Raw genomic sequence first — 18,118 nt, forward strand, 5'->3', positions numbered from 1 at the left:
CCCTATGAAAAAACAATTTGGTTTACGACTTAAATTAGTGTTGTTTGTTAGTGTTCTTGCATTAATTACCTACAGTGTCAGTTTTATATTCATTGAGTTTTTACAACCGACTTTTTTCCCTGAAACTAATGGAAAATTGTTTCAAGTGATTACTTACACATTAGGTATTATATGGTCAGGTATATTGGCTGCTATTTTTAGTGTGATTTTAATCAAACCTTTACAGCAGCTTGAGCATTCTGCAACTCTTGTGGCAGAAGGGAAAATTGGACAGGATGTGCAAATGCCTAGAACAAATGATGAAATTCGATCAGTAGCAGAGGCATTCCAACTAATGGTGTTAAATTTACGTCAAATGGTGGAAAGTATTGATCATAACTTCCAACAAACAAATCAGTCCATTATTCAACTCTCTGATGAGGCAGGAGTGGCGACAAAAAAGGCAGAAGGTATTGCCTCTACAGTGAAGCATATTTCTGCTGGTGCAGAAGCATCTGCAACAGCGGTACAAGATACTGCTGAAGCAATTGAGGATGTACGAGCACTTGCGACTGAAGTAAATAGTAGAGCAGAGGCATCCGCATCGCAATCAAAAGAGATCCTACATAATTTAACGACAACAACAAAAGCCATCGAAACACTAGTAAATAGTATCCAGCAAATTGCAACGGGTAATAATGAAGCATTAAAAAGCATTCATGCATTAGAAGAAAATGCTGGCCAAGTAGAACGCATTATTAGCTTAGTCGGTGACATTGCGGCACAAACAAATTTATTAGCATTAAACGCCTCAATCGAAGCAGCACGTGCAGGAGAGCATGGAAAGGGCTTTGCGGTAGTAGCGGAAGAAGTACGTGGTTTAGCTGATGAAAGTGCGAAAGCAGTCCAAGGCATTACAACTTTAATCCAGTCCATGCAGCAGAATGTAGAAGTAGTTGTTAAACAAATGAACGAACAAGTGGCTTTTGCAACAAAGGAAGCTGATCGTGTTTCTGAAACAACGACAGCAGTAGAAGGAATGGCATCTAATGTCCATGAAATGGCGACAGCAATTGTTGAGATTTCTACTTTAATTGAACAGCAAATGCATAATATTGAAACGACAGCACGACAATCACAGGAAGTCGCAGCCATAGCAGAAGAAACATCAGCGGGAGCACAAGAAGTTCGAAGTGCTGCTGAAGAGCAAGCCCATGCAATTGAACAGGTTGAACATCTTGCGCAAAGTTTAAAAAAGCAATCAGAAGCATTGCATAAAATGATTCAACAATTTGATAGACAAGCATAGTCCTATGGGCTATACATAATTGCGATGAAAATCGGATTATGTATAGTCTTTTTTTCTTCCCTTTTGTCAGTAGTAAACTTCTATCTAAAAGTCGCCTTTATGTCCACTGTAAGTAAAAAGCTGAAAAAACTTTAGTAGATGGAATATTACAACAAAAGACTGTTATCCGAACTTATTAACACGATATTCACATTATCCACAGAAAAATAGGTTTAAAAGTGAATGTTTTTATGTTAATATACAATAAACGTTCGTCTTTCGTGGGAAATCAACGTAAAAATACAAGAAAAATCATGTTATTATTCGAAAAGAAGTGGTACACTAAGGTTGACTATAATTCGAAAAGAGGGAACCCAGTGAGAATAGCAATTTCTTCTGATCACGGAGGCAATAACTTACGTCGTGAGATTATGCAGCTATTAGATGAACTTCAAATTAGCTACGAAGATTTTGGTCCACAATCTGCGGATTCAGTAGACTATCCAGATTACGCAAAACCAGTTTCAGAGGGTGTTGCTAATGGAGAATTTGATAAAGGAATTTTAATTTGTGGTACAGGAATTGGTATGTCCATTGCTGCAAATAAAGTGAAAGGCATTCGTTGTGCATTAGTGCATGATGTATTTAGTGCCAAGGCAACACGTTGCCATAATGATTCAAATATTTTAGCGATGGGTGAACGCGTCATTGGTCCGGGCCTTGCAAGAGAAATTGCACAAACTTGGCTAGAGACAGATTTCGAAGGTGGCCGTCATGCACGCCGCATTGAAAAAATTACAGAACTAGAGCAATAAAGATTTATTATTCCGTGAATGGCATTCGGAAAGGATGTCATTCATGGCATGATTTTAATGAATATAGATGAAGGAGCTGAGCTTAATGGTTGTAAAACAAATACGAACGCATTTGACTCAGTTACTCAGTGAATTTGAAGAGCAAGTCACTTTACGACCCCATACAATTTTTGTCGTAGGATGCTCTACATCTGAAGTGATTGGTCAGAAAATTGGCACAGCGGGTGCATTGGAAATAGCTGAAGCCATTTACGAGCCGTTACAAGAATTTGCATCAAAACACCAGCTATATTTAGCATTCCAAGGTTGTGAACATATTAACCGTGCTATTACGATGGAGGCATCAGCAGCTGAAAAGTTTGGCTATGATCCAGTAGCGGTAGTCCCAATACGCACGGCAGGTGGGTCAATGTCCGCTTATGCCTACACAAGATTTGCAAGCCCTGTGGTTGTGGAAACAGTCCAGGCACATGCTGGTATTGATATTGGACAAACATTAATTGGTATGCATTTAAAAGCGGTAGCTGTTCCAGTTCGAACATCAGTAAAAATGGTGGGCGAAGCAGTTGTCACAATTGCTACAACACGTCCGAAGCTAATTGGCGGAGAACGTGCAGTATATAAATAATTACCACTTTTATCTGTGGTATAGATAAACGATACTTTAGGAGGCTTTTTCTAACATGGCATATGAAAAATTAGCAGTACAAGACAAAGCAGTATTAGATGGAATTCTTGCAGAGAAAAAACGTCAACAAGCAAATATTGAATTGATTGCATCAGAAAACTTTGTATCAGAAGCAGTTATGGAAGCACAAGGCTCTGTACTGACAAATAAATACGCTGAAGGCTATCCGGGTAAACGTTACTATGGTGGATGTGAACATGTAGACGTTGTAGAAGATATCGCGCGTGACCGTGTGAAAGAAATCTTTGGTGCGGAATATGCAAACGTCCAACCTCACTCAGGTGCGCAAGCAAATATGGCTGTGTACCACACAATTTTAGAACCAGGTGACACGGTTCTTGGTATGAACCTTTCTCATGGTGGTCACTTAACACACGGATCACCAGTAAACTTCTCTGGTATTCTATACAATTTTGTGGAATACGGTGTAACAAAAGATACGCAAGTAATTGATTATGAAGATGTACGTCAAAAGGCATTAGAACATAAGCCAAAACTTATTGTTGCAGGTGCTTCAGCTTATCCACGTGAAATCGATTTCTCTAAATTCCGTGAAATAGCAGACGAAGTAGGCGCATATTTCATGGTTGATATGGCGCACATTGCTGGTCTAGTTGCGGCTGGCGAACACCAATCACCAGTGCCATATGCTGATTTTGTTACATCAACAACACATAAAACATTACGTGGACCTCGTGGTGGACTAATTCTTGCTTCAAAAGAATGGGAGCAAAAACTAAATAAATCTGTTTTCCCTGGTATACAAGGTGGTCCATTAATGCATGTTATTGCAGCTAAAGCTGTAGCATTTGGCGAAGCATTACAACCAGAATTTAAAGACTATGCGAAGCAAATTAAAGCGAATGCAAAAGCGTTAGCTGAAGTTCTAATTGCTGAAGGTGTTGAAATTGTATCTGGTGGTACAGATAACCACTTATTACTACTTAATGTTAAATCTCTTGGTTTAACAGGTAAAGTTGCTGAGCATGCACTTGATGAAGTAGGTATTACAACGAATAAAAACACGATTCCTTACGATACTGAATCTCCATTTGTTACTTCTGGTATTCGTATTGGTACGCCAGCTGTTACTTCTCGTGGCTTTAAAGAGGAAGATATGAAAGAAGTTGGAGAAATTATTGCAGCTGTTCTAAAAAATCCTGAAGATGAAGCAGTTAAAGCGGAAGCAAAAGAGCGCGTGAAAGCATTAACGGATAAACATCCATTATACGCATAATAGAATAATAGGGCTGTGTTTAGAGTACATTTTTTACTTTAAACACAGTCTTTTATTTTTCGGAAATATAGGGTTAAACTGTAAAATGCATCTTTTTTCTAATAAAGTAGAATAATCCTCTTATTTTTGAATAAATTTACATAAAACAGGTATAAAGGGATATATTATAGTATGCTGAGGACAGATAATGTCCTAGAAAAGAAGTTTTTTTTCACAAAAGTGAAAATTTAATTAAATTTTATGTACAATGGAAATGGGATGAAGTGATAGAGACGGAGGGGTTGGATGGTCACTAAATCGTTAGACATAGATCATGATGTTTTATTAAACAGCATTCGCAAGTTAGGGGATAATTCGAAAGAAAGTTACGTTATTTTTGATGCAACCAATTGTCAGTGCATACTGGAATGTAGTGATTCTTTTTGTACGCTTACAAATGCTTCGCGGTCACAAATCCTAAATACTAATTTTTTTTCATGGCTTTCTATGGATGAAGAAAAGACAACCATTGAAATGATGAAAGAAAAAATACATAACGGCATAATGGTACAAGCGAAGCTTACTCATAATACCATTAATAAACACCCCTTTTGGGCGGAAATACAAGCATTACCATTTTGTAATGAGGCAAATGTAACGCAATTTGTTCTAGTACTTGTGAAGGATGTTACCTATTATCATACAGAAGATTTCTTTATGCGTTTAGAAAATGATATGTACAAGGCGATTGAAAGAGATAGCAGCTTTGAACAAAAAATGAAAATGATATGCCGTGGACTTGATGAATTTTTCATGCCGAATATTTCAAGTATGGTTCTCATTAAAAAGGACGCAAAACAATTGCAAGTATTTACAGGTGAGGATGAATCACGATGTGTACCAAAATGTTGTGAAAACAATGAATTTTTTACGGAAATTATGCAGTCAGAAACATCTACGTTCATTGAAAATTTAGATGAAGTAGATATTCCTGTAGAACATAAAAAATATGCAACATTGTCTCAAATGCCATATGGTTGGTTTATACCAATACGCAATCAACAACGGCAAGTGATAGGACTTTTTTCGATATTTGGTCAAAAAACGTTAAGTGACCAAAAGTTTTTGAAAAATATGTTTCGGAAAATGGGGGCACTAGTTGCCTTAGCTTTTTCGTATGCGAAGACGCAGAAAAAAATATGGAGTTTAGCCTACACAGATATTACAACGGGTTTACCAAATCGCCACAGCTTCGTTAATTCTCTCGAAAAAGTAGTTGAACAGGGTCAAAGTGGCTTTATTAAAATATTAAAACCAAGTGAATTTCACCAAGTAGTCGAATTATACGGACGGGAAATTGGTGATGAACTTTTAAGACAACTTGCCAAACGACTTGAGCAAGACAAGCCTGAATACCATGAATATGTTGCTAGATTTACAAGTTCTAGTCTCATTATGTCTACAATAGCACAGCATGAAAATTTACAAGATTACGAAGTGCGGATAAAGGAAACAATTCGTCAGCCATTTGTTATTGGAGGAAAGCAAATCTATATAACGTTAAAAACAGGTATTGCTTCTTATAATAATAGTACAAAAATCAATGATGCAATCCGTTTTGCTGACAATGCTCTCTCCTTTGCTATCGATAAGCCAGGTACACATACAGAAATATTTACGACAGAGAAAAATGATGCACTTGTGCAGAAAATGACCATTTTAAACCATTTATCTCAAGCGATTAAAAATAAAGAAATTACAGTCCATTTACAGCCTAAAGTAGATTTACGTAATGGCGAAATTAAAAGTATTGAAGCTCTAGCACGTTGGATTTCTCCTAAGCTAGGTTTTGTTTCACCAGCAATCTTTATTCCAGTAGCAGAAAGTGTGGGAAAGGTTCGGGAAATTGATGTTCAAGTTCTAGAAACTGTACTCTCATGGCTTTCACAGCGTCAACGGTTAGGAAAAAAATTAGTGAGAGTAGCAGTCAATATTTCACCAGATCATTTTTACTATCCACATTTTGTTCAGGATACAGTAAAACTAGTTTGGAAATATAAGATTGATCCTAGTTATATCATTTTAGAGGTAACAGAAAATATTGGCCTAGTAGATTTCCAATCTGCCTATAAAATTATTCAAGAGCTAAAGAGCTATGGCTTTAAAACATCAGTAGATGATTTTGGCACAGGTTTTTCATCATTAAGTTATTTGCAACAATTACCGTTCTCTGAATTAAAGATTGATCGGAGCTTTATTAATGCAATTGAAGATGCTGCAACACTGGCTATAGTGCGCTCTATTATTCAACTGGCATTAAATTTAGGGATGACATCAGTAGCAGAGGGGATTGAAACAGAGGAACAGGTTGAAATTTTACGTACGCTTGGCTGTACTGTGGGACAAGGGTATTTCTACTATAAACCAATGACAATTGAACAATTAGATACAATCCTTGAATAATAACTTATTTTTGTCAAAAGAACTATAACAAAAGGAGTCGTCCTAAATTTATTTTTGAGGCGACTCCTTTTTTCTGTTATACTAGTTGAGATAAAAATGAAATCCGAACGGTTAGGAGAGAATCCCTTTGAGCAAAGTCTATGTATTTGATCATCCACTAATCCAACACAAGTTAACTTATATTCGTGATAAGAACACAGGAACTAAAGAATTTCGTGAGCTAGTAGACGAAGTAGCAACACTTATGGCATTTGAAATCACACGTGATATGCCTGTAGAAGAAATTGAAATTGAAACACCTGTAACCATTGCAAAAACAAAAGTACTATCTGGTAAAAAGCTTGCTATCGTACCAATTCTACGTGCAGGTATCGGCATGGTAGATGGCGTATTAAAGCTTATCCCAGCTGCAAAAGTTGGACATATTGGTCTTTATCGTGACCCTGAAACATTAAAGCCAGTTGAATATTATGCAAAATTGCCTGCAGATGTTGAAGAACGTGATTTCATTATTGTAGATCCAATGCTTGCAACTGGTGGTTCAGCAGTGGAAGCTATCCATTCATTGAAGAAACGTGGAGCTAAAAACATTAAATTCATGTGCTTAATCGCTGCACCAGAGGGCGTAAAAGCTATTCAGGAAGAACATTCGGATGTAGATATTTACATTGCTGCTCTTGATGAAAAATTAAATGATCATGGCTATATTGTTCCTGGTCTAGGTGATGCAGGAGACCGCCTATTCGGTACAAAATAAACATCAATACATGAAATTCCTTTATTTAGGAAGAAACTAATAACTTGTGAAAGCGTCCTTCAAATTGAAGGGCGTTTCATAGTATGTTTGGGCAAGTACATCTCTTGATAGCAATCAACGGATGTGGCTAACCTTCTCATACAATAACAAAAAGGACGGTGCAGATCGTTTTGACAAAGAAATGGAAAGTAATGACGATTTTTGGTACAAGACCAGAAGCAATTAAAATGGCTCCTCTCGTTTTAGAGTTACAAAAGTATCCAGAGCAAATAGAATCTATTGTAACCGTAACAGCACAGCATCGCCAAATGCTTGATCAAGTACTAGAGACATTTAAAATTACACCTAACTATGATTTAAATATTATGAAGGATCGTCAAACATTAATTGATGTCACAACAAACGCTTTACAGGGCTTAGATAAAGTAATGAAAGAAGCACAACCTGATATCGTTTTAGTACATGGTGATACAGCGACGACTTTTATTGCCAGCTTGGCGGCATTTTATAATCAAATAGCTATCGGACATGTGGAAGCTGGTCTTCGTACGTGGAACAAATATTCACCGTACCCTGAGGAAATGAATCGTCAACTAACAGGTGTGATGGCTGATTTGCATTTTGCACCAACAGAGGTATCTAAAAAGAATCTACTAGATGAAAATAAAAACCCAGATACTATTTTCGTGACGGGTAACACAGCTATTGACGCATTAGCAACAACGGTTAGCGAGCATTACACTCATCCAGTTTTAGAAAAAATAGGTGAGGATCGCATGATTTTATTAACGGCACACCGTCGAGAAAATTTAGGTGAGCCAATGCGTCATATGTTCAAAGCGATCACAAGAATACTAGCAGAGCATGAGGATGTACAAGTTGTTTATCCTGTGCACATGAATCCTGCTGTAAGAGAAATTGCCAATGAAATCTTAGGTGAAAATAATCGTGTGCATTTAATAGAGCCACTTGAAGTGTTTGATTTCCATAACTTTGCAGCCAATTCATATATGATCCTAACGGATTCAGGAGGCGTGCAGGAGGAAGCCCCATCATTAGGGAAACCAGTGTTAGTGCTTAGGGATACAACAGAACGTCCAGAAGGGATTGCAGCTGGAACATTAAAGCTAGCAGGAACAGAAGAGGAAACAATTTATGCCTTAGCTAAAGAGTTACTAACAGATAAAAACGCCTACGAAGCAATGGCAAAAGCATCAAATCCTTATGGGGATGGACATGCATCTAAGCGTATTGTAGAGGCATTGCTAGGATTTTTACTAAAAACTAATTAATGTACTAATTTTTATTGTGAAAAATAAGTCTAATGTACCTATTGGAATGGGTAAGCTAATTTACGAGCATAATCATGTCGTAAATTAGCTTTTTTAATGCGTCAAGAAAATAGGAGGTTTTGAAACTATGAAATTTCATACACAAATTTGTCAACAATTTGACAAGAGTATAGAGGCTGTGAAGTTTTTCTCCTTTACCAATTGACTTCAAATATCACCTATTGTATGCTTACAAAGGGTAAGAATGATAAGGGTTTCTGTTCATAAATAGGACGTTGAAACACTTGTTATATCAACTTTCTACTAAATTGACAGTTCAAAATAAAACTGTCGATTTGCAACGTTTTGTGCGTTTCGGTTTTTACCGAGTCGGTAAGGGGTGTAAGTTATTTTTGGGCATTTACACCTGTAATTGAAATGACTCTCCCATTACTATTCCGCTGTGAGTAGTGCTTTTCACTGCTCTTTTCTGATTTCACATAGTGGTCAGCAAACGTTTTCATTACTCGAAAAAATGATTCAGGAGATTACAACCAATGCTAGATTTGCATCACATTTTTGCTGTGCAGAAGAGGGCGTTATTTTTTTTGCTTGCACTCTGCGCATTAGGCTGGGGATTCACTCCCTATCAAACTGTTTTTGCGGGCATCGCAGTAGGTGCATTTTTTGGTACGTATAATTTTTGGATTTTAGTTCGCCGGATGGAAAAGTTTGATCGATCCATTAGTGAAGGGAAGAAAATAGGCTCACTTGGTACAGCGCTTCGCTTTGGATCAGGTGTTGCGGCAGTCGCAATAGCCATTTCGTTGCCAAACTATTTTCACTTAATTAGCACGGTTATAGGGCTAATGATTCCGTACGTTTTTCTCTTTGTCGAGAGAATTGTGTCACATGTAAGGAACCGCTAATGTGCTTTAAATTAGAAAGAGAGGTGAAAAATAACAATGAATCACGGAGCTCCGTTACTAGAAGTCGGTTTTTTAACATTTAACTTATCGACAGTTATGATGTTACTAGTTGCCGCAATTATCGTATTTTTAATTGCTTTTATCTCAACTAGAAGCCTAAAGTTAAAACCTACTGGTATGCAAAACTTTATGGAATGGATTATGGATTTCGTTAAGAATATCATTAAAAGCAACATGGACTGGAAAACTGGTGGTCGATTCCACGTTTTAGGTATTACGCTAATTATGTTTATCGCAGTATCTAACTTACTAGGTCTTCCATTCTCAATCGTCTTTGATCATGAGCTATGGTGGAAATCACCAACAGCTGACCCAACAGTAACGATGACGTTGGCTGCAATGATTTTAGTCTTAACGCATTTCTATGGTATTAAAATGAAGGGTACAGGTCATTATGTTGGTACATTCTTCAAACCAATGTCATTCATGTTCCCACTTAAAATAGTAGAAGAATTTGCAAACACATTAACATTAGGTTTACGTCTTTACGGTAACATTTACGCGGGTGAGATTTTACTTGGCTTACTTGCAGGATTAGCATCATCAGGTGCCGTGGGATTCATCGGAGCAATCGTTCCTATGATGGCATGGCAAGGTTTCTCAATTTTCATCGGCTTCATCCAAGCCTTTATCTTCACAATGTTAACAATGGTTTACATGGCTCATAAAGTGAGCGATGACCATTAATATAAAGCATATATCCTATGCTTGAACCACAAAAAAACAAACAATTCCAAGGAGGAAATTTTCAAATGACAGGTTCATTAGGTTTATTAGCAGCAGCAATCGCAATCGGTTTAGGTGCACTTGGTGCAGGTATCGGTAACGGTCTTATCGTTTCAAAAACAGTAGAAGGTATCGCTCGTCAACCAGAAGCTCGTGGCGTTCTTCAAACTACAATGTTCATCGGGGTTGCATTAGTTGAGGCCCTACCGATCATCGCAGTAGTAGTAGCATTCATCGTAATGAACAAATAATTCAGTTGAACACTGAATTTTACTAGTGGCGAAGCAGGATTCTCCAGATGAAACTTCGCCCTTCATTTTGGAACTGATAAAAGCTATGTGTAAATATAGCTTTTTAAAATAGGTAGTTTTTTAGTTAATAAATTATGTTGAAGTTAAAGCTCTTGAAGGGAGTGAAACAATCGTGTTTTTAGATAATCTTGTACTAGGTGCAGGCGCTGGATTTAATAGCGGAGACATCATCGCAACATTAGTTATCTTCTTAGTATTAATGTTCTTACTTAAGAAAGTAGCTTGGGGTCCACTTATGGGCATCATGCAACAACGTGAAGAATTAGTAGCGAGTGAAATCGAAGCAGCTGAAAAAGCGCGCAAAGAATCGCACCAATTTTTAGAAGAACAAAAGAGCCTTCTTAAAGAAGCTCGTACGGAAGCACAATCGATTGTTGAAGGCGCTAAGAAGCAAGGCGAACTACAAAAAGAAGAAATTCTTACTGCAGCTCGTAATGAAGCAAACCGCTTAAAAGAATCAGCTTTACGTGAAATTGAGTCTGAAAAAGAAAAAGCTATTGCAGCTGTACGTGATGAAGTCGTTTCATTATCTGTACTTGCAGCATCTAAAGTCCTTAGCAAAGAGATTTCTGAGGCAGACAACCGTGCTCTAATTGAAGAGACGATTGCGAAGGCAGGGGAAGCTCGATGAGTAATTCAACTGTAGCAAAACGTTACGCTCAAGCGCTTTTTGAATTAGCGCAACAAAAAAACATGCTTACTGAAGTTGGAGCAGACTTAAGCGAACTAACAAAAGTTATTAAAGAATCTCCTGATTTTTTAACGCTTTTAAATGCGCCTAAGTTCTCCATCGAACGTAAAAAACAAATGGTAGCTGAAATCTTTGCTGGGGCAACACCAGAAGTTTTACACACAGTTCAACTTTTAGTTGAGAAAAAACGTGTAAACGAGATGAAGCTAATTGCTAATGCATATGCTGAACTTGCTGCACAGGCACAAGGCACTGCAGATGCAACAGTATTTTCAACACGTGCACTTTCTCCAGAAGAAAGCGCTAATATTTCGGCAGCGTTCGCGAAACTTGTTGGAAAACAATCATTAAACATTACAAACGAAATCGATCCATCTTTACTTGGAGGTATTCGTGTTCAAATCGGTAACCATATTTATGATAGCTCAGTAGCAAATAAACTTGAGCGTCTGAAACGTGAATTAATCGGTTAATAATTTAGAAATGTGAGAGGTGACATACATGGGCATCAAGGCTGAAGAAATCAGCAGTCTGATTAAACAACAGATTGAGAATTATGAATCTGAACTTAAAGTAAGCGAAGTTGGTACAGTTATCCGTATTGGTGACGGTATCGCTCTTGCTCATGGCCTCGACAACGCCATGGCTGGAGAGCTTTTAGAGTTCTCTAATGGTGTTATGGGTATGGCTCAAAACCTAGAAGAAGGTAACGTTGGTATCGTAATCTTAGGTCCATACACTGACATCAAAGAAGGCGATGAAGTTCGTCGTACAGGTCGTATTATGGAAGTACCAGTTGGTGAAGAACTAATTGGTCGTGTTGTAAACCCACTTGGTCAACCAGTGGATGGACAAGGTCCAATCAACACTACAAAATCTCGTCCAATCGAAAGTCCAGCTTTCGGTGTAATGGCTCGTAAATCAGTACACGAACCACTACAAACTGGTATTAAAGCGATTGACGCATTAGTACCAATCGGTCGTGGTCAACGTGAGTTAATCATTGGTGACCGTCAAACTGGTAAAACATCTGTAGCTATCGATACAATTCTTAACCAAAATGACCAAAACATGATTTGTATCTATGTAGCAATCGGTCAAAAAGAATCAACAGTACGTGGAGTTGTAGAAACTCTTCGTAAACATGGCGCTTTAGATTACACAATCGTTGTGACAGCTTCTGCTTCTCAACCAGCTCCATTACTATTCTTAGCACCATTTGCTGGTGTTTCTATGGCAGAAGAATTCATGTTACAAGGTAAACACGTTTTAATCGTGTACGATGATCTTTCTAAACAAGCATCAGCTTACCGTGAACTTTCACTTCTTCTACGCCGTCCTCCAGGTCGTGAAGCTTACCCTGGTGACGTTTTCTACTTACACAGCCGCTTACTTGAACGTGCTGCGAAGTTAAACGAAACATATCAAAATGGTTCAATTACAGCTCTTCCATTCGTTGAGACACAAGCTGGGGATATCTCTGCATACATCCCAACTAACGTAATCTCAATTACTGATGGACAAATTTTCTTACAATCTGACTTATTCAACTCAGGTGTACGTCCAGCGATCAACGCCGGTCTTTCTGTATCACGTGTAGGTGGATCTGCTCAAATTAAAGCGATGAAAAAAGTTGCAGGTACGCTACGTCTTGACTTAGCTGCATTCCGTGAGCTTGAATCATTCGCACAATTTGGTTCAGATTTAGATAAAGCAACACTTGCTAAACTTGAGCGTGGTAAACGTACGGTTGAAGTTCTTAAACAAGACCTAAACAAACCACTAAAAGTTGAAAAACAAGTTGCGATCCTTTATGCATTAACTAAAGGTCATTTAGATGATATTCCAGTACAAGATATCGTTCGCTTTGAATCTGAATTCTTAAGCTGGTTAGATTCAAACCACACAAACGTTTTAGATCATGTTCGTACTACTAAAGAGCTTGCTCCTGATGCGGATTATGAAGCAGCAATTAATGCATTCAAAAAAACTTTCGCTAAATCAGAATAAGTTCAACGAGTCACTTGATTAAAAAACAGAAGGTGGTGAAATACCAGTGGTAAACTTACGCGAAATAAAAGGTCGTATTACTTCAACAAAGAGTACGAAGCAAATTACAAAAGCGATGCAGATGGTTTCTTCTTCTAAGTTACGTCGTGCAGAGCAAAATGCTAAAGCTTACGTTCCATACATGGAAAAAATTCAGGACGTAGTAGGCGCAATCGCTTCAGGGACAAAAGACAGTGGACATCCAATGTTAACTGCTCGTCCTGTTAAGAAAACGGCTTACTTAGTCATTGGTTCTGACCGTGGTCTTGCGGGTGCTTACAACTCAAGTATCCTACGTCAAGTACAACGTACAATTAACGAGCGTCATAAATCAAAAGACGAATACGTTATTTTAGCAGTAGGTCGTGTTGTTCGTGACTACTTTGTGAAACGTGATCATAATGTCATCAGTGATGTTGTCGGTCTTCCTGACCAACCAACATTTGCTGATATTAAAGAAATCGCTCGTAATGCTGTTGGTATGTTCATTGATGGTACGTATGACGAACTTTATATGTACTATAATCACTTTGTCAGCGCTATTGCTAGTGAAGTGACAGAGAAAAAACTTCTTCCATTAACAGATATTGCCCCTGCAAGCGGTAATGCTTCTTACGAATTTGAACCATCTGGTGAAGCAATTCTAGAAGTGTTACTTCCACAATATGCGGAAAGCTTAGTTTATGGCGCATTATTAGATGGAAAAGCAAGTGAACATGCTTCTCGTATGACGGCTATGAAAAATGCAACAGATAATGCAACTGATCTTATTTCAGACCTTTCTTTGCAATATAACCGTGCACGTCAAGCGGCGATTACACAAGAAATTACAGAAATCGTTGGTGGAGCTGCAGCCTTAGAATAGGCAAGCAGCTTCCCAATGTCGTATAAGAATACGATAGGAGGGTACACAGTAATGAATAAAGGACATGTTATTCAAGTAATGGGTCCAGTTGTTGACGTAAAATTCGACAATGGCCAATTACCAGCAATCTATAACGCATTAACAGTTAAGATTGAACGTCCTAATGAAGAACCAACAATTCTTGCATTAGAAGTTGCGCTTCATTTAGGTGATGATTCTGTTCGTACAATTGCGATGTCATCTACTGATGGCTTACAACGTGGAGCAGAAGTAACAGACTCAGGAAAAGCTATCTCAGTACCAGTTGGTGAAGTTACACTAGGTCGTGTATTCAACGTACTTGGAGAAGTAATTGACTTAGGTGAAGAGATTCCAGCTGACGCACGTCGTGATTCAATTCACCGTGAAGCACCAACTTTCGAGAACCTTTCAACTTCAGTTGAAATTCTTGAAACAGGTATCAAAGTAGTAGACTTACTTGCACCATATATTAAAGGTGGTAAAATCGGTCTATTCGGTGGTGCCGGTGTAGGTAAAACTGTATTAATCCAAGAATTAATCAACAACATCGCACAAGAGCACTCAGGTATCTCTGTATTCGCTGGTGTAGGTGAGCGTACTCGTGAAGGGAACGACTTATTCTTCGAGATGAGCGATTCAGGCGTTATCAAGCAAACAGCGATGGTATTCGGTCAAATGAACGAGCCACCTGGTGCACGTATGCGTGTAGCTCTAACTGGTCTTACAATGGCGGAATACTTCCGTGATGAGCAAGGCCAAGACGTGCTTTTATTCATCGACAATATCTTCCGTTTCACACAAGCAGGTTCTGAGGTTTCTGCCCTATTAGGTCGTATGCCTTCTGCGGTAGGTTACCAACCAACACTTGCAACTGAAATGGGTAAACTACAAGAGCGTATCACATCTACGAACAAAGGATCTGTAACTTCTATCCAAGCGATCTATGTACCAGCCGATGACTATACTGACCCGGCTCCAGCTACAACTTTCGCCCACTTAGATGCAACTACTAACCTTGAGCGTAAATTATCAGAAATGGGTATTTACCCTGCGGTTGACCCACTAGCTTCGACTTCTCGTGCATTATCACCTGAAATCGTAGGCGCTGAGCACTACGCAATTGCTACTGGTGTACAACGTACAATCCAACGTTACCGCGAATTACAAGATATCATTGCGATTTTAGGTATGGATGAGTTATCTGATGAAGATAAACAAACAGTAGAACGTGCTCGTCGTATTCAATTCTTCTTATCACAAAACTTCCACGTAGCGGAACAATTCACTGGTCAAAAAGGTTCTTATGTACCTGTAAAAGAAACTGTTCGCTCATTCAAGGAAATCCTTGATGGTAAATGGGATCACCTACCAGAAGATGCTTTCCGTCTAGTTGGTTCAATTGATGAAGTAGTTGAAAAAGCGAAAAGCATGGGCGTAGAGGTTTAATACTAGGGACGAGGAGGAAAAAATATGAAGACAGTTCTAGTCAATATTGTCACTCCCGACGGCCCAGTATACGATTCTGAAGTATCAATGGTAATCGCTAAAACAACTTCAGGAGAAATCGGTGTTCTTGCAGGCCATATTCCAATGGTTGCTCCACTTGCTATTGGTGCAGTGAAGCTTAAAAAAGAAAACGGTTCGACTGATATTGTTGCTGTAAGCGGTGGTTTCATTGAAGTTCGTCCAGAAAAAATCTCAATTTTAGCGCCGTCTGCTGAAATTGCTGAAAATATCGATGTTCAACGTGCTAAAGAAGCCGTTAAACGTGCTGAAGGACGTCTTCAAGGTAAACAAGACAACATTGATTTCAAACGTGCTGACCTAGCATTAAAACGTGCGTTGAATCGTATCAACGTTCATGAGGGTAATATCTAATTCATTTTTAACGGGCAGATATAGCATCTGCCCGTTTTTTAAGGTGACCTAGGAGAAATGGAGGAGGAAACATGGAAGTATATGAAGCGATAGGACAAGAAGCTTTGTTAGGTATTTTATCTCATATCTTTTTTATCGCAATTACTTTTTATGCATTACAGGCTTTTATGTTAGAGAAAATATTTAAGAAGAATCGAGTTTTTCAAATTCAGCTTATTTATATTTTATTAAGTATTGCAATCGGTACAACCGTATCCAATTTCTTTCTTCAACTATCTAATTGGTCTGGCAAACTTCCCTACTTATTTTAAAGCAGTGAACCCTTCTATATTAATGAAGATGGTTTACTCTACATGTTTCAAAGGACTTTATAACCCGATTTGTGTGGCCCTTTGAACTATGTAATAAACGTGTTCAACGTTAATTGGGCTTGCCCAAACCGTTTAAAATTACCTGGTATTTGCTATAATCATCGCCCACTCTAAAAAAATGTGAGAAAAGTTGTTTTTTATTCATATATCTTGGGGTATGTATTAGAAGCGAACTGGTTATTGGTCATTCACAAAAAAAAATTGGTAGCGTACAATAAATAAATAGCAAAATATCTAATAATGGCTTAAAATAGTGATTTGGACGCTTGAACGAGCGTTAGAAAAGTTGTACTATAGAGTTGTTTGTTTACTGATTATGACATTATACTTCTTTTTAAAATAAAAATTCGATAGGTTAATAGATTGAATTCGGAGGGACATAGGGTGGATAAAATAATAGTGACTGGCGGCCAAAAACTACAGGGAAAAGTACGTGTAGAGGGCGCAAAAAATGCAGTGTTACCAATCCTTGCGGCAGCTTTACTTGCTTCAAAAGGAGAAAACGTAATTAAGGAAGTCCCTAATTTAGCAGACGTCTTTACAATAAACGAAGTACTTAAAAGTTTAAACGCAGCAGTTACATATATACCTGAAGATAATGCCGTGTATATAGATGCATCAAAAGAACTTTCAAGTGAAGCTCAATTTGAATTTGTTAGTAAAATGCGTGCATCCATTTTAGTAATGGGCTCTTTACTTGCTCGTAATGGATATGCTCGTGTTGCTCTACCAGGAGGCTGTGCAATCGGTTCTCGCCCGATTGAATTACACTTAAAAGGCTTTGAAGCAATGGGTGCAAAAATCTCATTTGGTCATGGTTATGTAGAGGCGAAAACAGAAGGTCGCTTAAAGGGGGCTAATGTATATTTAGACTTCCCAAGTGTCGGTGCAACAGAAAATATTATGACAGCTGCATCTCTAGCAGAAGGGACAACTGTCATTGAAAATGCAGCGAAAGAGCCTGAAATAGTAGATCTTGCAAACTTCATTAATAGTATGGGAGGCCGTGTAATCGGTGCAGGTACCAATACAATTCGTATCGAAGGAGTCGATACATTATATGGAGTAGAGCATCATATTATTCCCGACCGTATTGAAGCTGGTACATTTATGGTAGCAGCAGCTATTACTAAGGGAGATGTAGTGATTGAAAATGCAGTACCAGAGCATATGACAGCTTTGATTGCTAAGATGCGTGAGATGGGTGTAGAAATTACAGAGTTGGATGAAGGAATTCGTGTACGTGTTCCACATACATTAAAAGCTGTTGATATTAAAACGATGCCACACCCTGGTTTCCCAACAGATATGCAATCACAAATGATGGCTTTAATGCTAACTGCTGAAGGTACGAGTATTATTACAGAAACGGTATTTGAAAATCGTTTTATGCATGTTGAGGAGTTCCGTCGCATGAATGCTGGTGCTAAAATAGAGGGACGCTCTGTGTTTATCGAGGGGCCAGTTAAACTTCAGGGAGCTGAAGTGATGGCAACGGATTTACGAGCTGCGGCTGCACTAATTTTAGCAGGACTTGTATCTGAAGGAGTAACACGAGTTACAAAGCTTCATCATTTAGATCGTGGTTATGTAGATTTCCATGGCAAATTAGCCGCTCTTGGTGCTAATATTGAACGTATTACTGAAGAAGTTGAAACAATTGAAGAAATTACGGTTGAATTACCTACAAACTAAGCTCATTTCTAAACCCTTTGCTGTTTAAGCAGAGGGTTTTTTGTT

At 38.3% G+C, this 18,118-nt stretch carries 18 protein-coding genes; all 18 read left to right on the top strand.

Annotation, left to right across the window (positions count from 1 at the left end; all coding sequences use genetic code 11):
• Positions 1 to 4: 4 nt before the first annotated feature.
• The 18 genes from MKY49_RS02665 to murA all read left to right on the top strand — a co-directional run bounded on the left by MKY49_RS02665 (position 5) and on the right by murA (position 18,073).
• On the top strand, positions 5 to 1,288 hold the full coding sequence (locus MKY49_RS02665) for a methyl-accepting chemotaxis protein (protein WP_341385555.1): 1,284 nt from the start codon (positions 5 to 7) through the stop codon (positions 1,286 to 1,288).
• Positions 1,289 to 1,644: 356 nt separating this feature from the next.
• A complete protein-coding gene (gene rpiB, locus MKY49_RS02670) occupies positions 1,645 to 2,082 on the top strand; it encodes a ribose 5-phosphate isomerase B (RefSeq protein WP_274795552.1) in 438 nt (145 codons plus the stop codon).
• 85 nt (positions 2,083 to 2,167) lie between these two features.
• The gene (locus MKY49_RS02675) at positions 2,168 to 2,710 is read left to right on the top strand and encodes a TIGR01440 family protein (protein WP_274795553.1); all 543 of its coding nucleotides are present in this window, start codon (positions 2,168 to 2,170) and stop codon (positions 2,708 to 2,710) included.
• A 55-nt stretch (positions 2,711 to 2,765) separates the two neighbouring features.
• Positions 2,766 to 4,007: a serine hydroxymethyltransferase gene (gene glyA, locus MKY49_RS02680; RefSeq protein ID WP_274795554.1), complete on the top strand. Its 1,242-nt coding sequence runs from the start codon at positions 2,766 to 2,768 to the stop codon at positions 4,005 to 4,007.
• Positions 4,008 to 4,292: 285 nt separating this feature from the next.
• Positions 4,293 to 6,449, top strand: a complete 2,157-nt coding sequence (locus MKY49_RS02685; RefSeq protein ID WP_341385556.1) for an EAL domain-containing protein — start codon at positions 4,293 to 4,295, stop codon at positions 6,447 to 6,449.
• A gap of 127 nt (positions 6,450 to 6,576) precedes the next feature.
• Positions 6,577 to 7,206: a uracil phosphoribosyltransferase gene (gene upp, locus MKY49_RS02690; RefSeq protein WP_004269470.1), complete on the top strand. Its 630-nt coding sequence runs from the start codon at positions 6,577 to 6,579 to the stop codon at positions 7,204 to 7,206.
• Positions 7,207 to 7,376: 170 nt separating this feature from the next.
• Positions 7,377 to 8,498, top strand: coding sequence for a non-hydrolyzing UDP-N-acetylglucosamine 2-epimerase (wecB, locus tag MKY49_RS02695; RefSeq protein WP_274795556.1), 1,122 nt, complete (start codon positions 7,377 to 7,379; stop codon positions 8,496 to 8,498).
• Positions 8,499 to 9,034: 536 nt separating this feature from the next.
• On the top strand, positions 9,035 to 9,406 hold the full coding sequence (locus MKY49_RS02700; protein WP_004269472.1) for an ATP synthase subunit I: 372 nt from the start codon (positions 9,035 to 9,037) through the stop codon (positions 9,404 to 9,406).
• A 36-nt stretch (positions 9,407 to 9,442) separates the two neighbouring features.
• A complete protein-coding gene (gene atpB / locus MKY49_RS02705) occupies positions 9,443 to 10,153 on the top strand; it encodes a F0F1 ATP synthase subunit A (protein WP_322604785.1) in 711 nt (236 codons plus the stop codon).
• Between the two features lie 65 nt (positions 10,154 to 10,218).
• Positions 10,219 to 10,443, top strand: coding sequence for a F0F1 ATP synthase subunit C (atpE, locus tag MKY49_RS02710; RefSeq protein ID WP_004269474.1), 225 nt, complete (start codon positions 10,219 to 10,221; stop codon positions 10,441 to 10,443).
• 172 nt (positions 10,444 to 10,615) lie between these two features.
• On the top strand, positions 10,616 to 11,134 hold the full coding sequence (gene atpF / locus MKY49_RS02715; protein WP_274795558.1) for a F0F1 ATP synthase subunit B: 519 nt from the start codon (positions 10,616 to 10,618) through the stop codon (positions 11,132 to 11,134).
• On the top strand, positions 11,131 to 11,667 hold the full coding sequence (locus MKY49_RS02720; RefSeq protein WP_274795559.1) for a F0F1 ATP synthase subunit delta: 537 nt from the start codon (positions 11,131 to 11,133) through the stop codon (positions 11,665 to 11,667). The genes atpF and MKY49_RS02720 overlap by 4 nt, the downstream gene beginning before the upstream one ends.
• A gap of 28 nt (positions 11,668 to 11,695) precedes the next feature.
• Positions 11,696 to 13,204 carry a F0F1 ATP synthase subunit alpha gene (gene atpA, locus MKY49_RS02725; protein WP_274795560.1) on the top strand — a complete coding sequence of 503 codons (1,509 nt, stop codon included), beginning with the start codon at positions 11,696 to 11,698 and terminating at the stop codon, positions 13,202 to 13,204.
• A gap of 46 nt (positions 13,205 to 13,250) precedes the next feature.
• The gene (gene atpG / locus MKY49_RS02730) at positions 13,251 to 14,108 is read left to right on the top strand and encodes an ATP synthase F1 subunit gamma (protein ID WP_274795561.1); all 858 of its coding nucleotides are present in this window, start codon (positions 13,251 to 13,253) and stop codon (positions 14,106 to 14,108) included.
• A 51-nt stretch (positions 14,109 to 14,159) separates the two neighbouring features.
• A complete protein-coding gene (atpD, locus tag MKY49_RS02735) occupies positions 14,160 to 15,575 on the top strand; it encodes a F0F1 ATP synthase subunit beta (protein ID WP_274795562.1) in 1,416 nt (471 codons plus the stop codon).
• A 24-nt stretch (positions 15,576 to 15,599) separates the two neighbouring features.
• Positions 15,600 to 16,007: a F0F1 ATP synthase subunit epsilon gene (locus MKY49_RS02740; RefSeq protein WP_274795563.1), complete on the top strand. Its 408-nt coding sequence runs from the start codon at positions 15,600 to 15,602 to the stop codon at positions 16,005 to 16,007.
• Between the two features lie 71 nt (positions 16,008 to 16,078).
• Complete coding sequence (locus MKY49_RS02745; protein WP_274795564.1) at positions 16,079 to 16,318, top strand: DUF1146 family protein; 240 nt, start codon at positions 16,079 to 16,081, stop codon at positions 16,316 to 16,318.
• A gap of 444 nt (positions 16,319 to 16,762) precedes the next feature.
• Positions 16,763 to 18,073, top strand: coding sequence for a UDP-N-acetylglucosamine 1-carboxyvinyltransferase (gene murA, locus MKY49_RS02750; RefSeq protein WP_312504963.1), 1,311 nt, complete (start codon positions 16,763 to 16,765; stop codon positions 18,071 to 18,073).
• Positions 18,074 to 18,118 lie beyond the last annotated feature (45 nt).

It is taken from the genome of Lysinibacillus sp. FSL M8-0134 (assembly GCF_038069745.1).
In the GTDB taxonomy this organism is placed as follows: domain Bacteria; phylum Bacillota; class Bacilli; order Bacillales_A; family Planococcaceae; genus Lysinibacillus; species Lysinibacillus irui.

Bases quoted from the DNA above. Each gene is read 5' to 3' on its own strand.
- MKY49_RS02685 (WP_341385556.1), top strand. From the start codon at position 4,293: ATGGTCACTAAATCGTTAGACATAGATCATGATGTTTTATTAAACAGC.
- MKY49_RS02665 (WP_341385555.1), top strand. From the start codon at position 5: ATGAAAAAACAATTTGGTTTACGACTTAAATTAGTGTTGTTTGTTAGT.
- MKY49_RS02675 (WP_274795553.1), top strand. From the start codon at position 2,168: ATGGTTGTAAAACAAATACGAACGCATTTGACTCAGTTACTCAGTGAA.
- atpB (WP_322604785.1), top strand. From the start codon at position 9,443: ATGAATCACGGAGCTCCGTTACTAGAAGTCGGTTTTTTAACATTTAAC.
- MKY49_RS02745 (WP_274795564.1), top strand. From the start codon at position 16,079: ATGGAAGTATATGAAGCGATAGGACAAGAAGCTTTGTTAGGTATTTTA.
- glyA (WP_274795554.1), top strand. From the start codon at position 2,766: ATGGCATATGAAAAATTAGCAGTACAAGACAAAGCAGTATTAGATGGA.
- MKY49_RS02740 (WP_274795563.1), top strand. From the start codon at position 15,600: ATGAAGACAGTTCTAGTCAATATTGTCACTCCCGACGGCCCAGTATAC.
- MKY49_RS02700 (WP_004269472.1), top strand. From the start codon at position 9,035: ATGCTAGATTTGCATCACATTTTTGCTGTGCAGAAGAGGGCGTTATTT.
- atpD (WP_274795562.1), top strand. From the start codon at position 14,160: ATGAATAAAGGACATGTTATTCAAGTAATGGGTCCAGTTGTTGACGTA.
- atpE (WP_004269474.1), top strand. From the start codon at position 10,219: ATGACAGGTTCATTAGGTTTATTAGCAGCAGCAATCGCAATCGGTTTA.
- MKY49_RS02720 (WP_274795559.1), top strand. From the start codon at position 11,131: ATGAGTAATTCAACTGTAGCAAAACGTTACGCTCAAGCGCTTTTTGAA.
- atpA (WP_274795560.1), top strand. From the start codon at position 11,696: ATGGGCATCAAGGCTGAAGAAATCAGCAGTCTGATTAAACAACAGATT.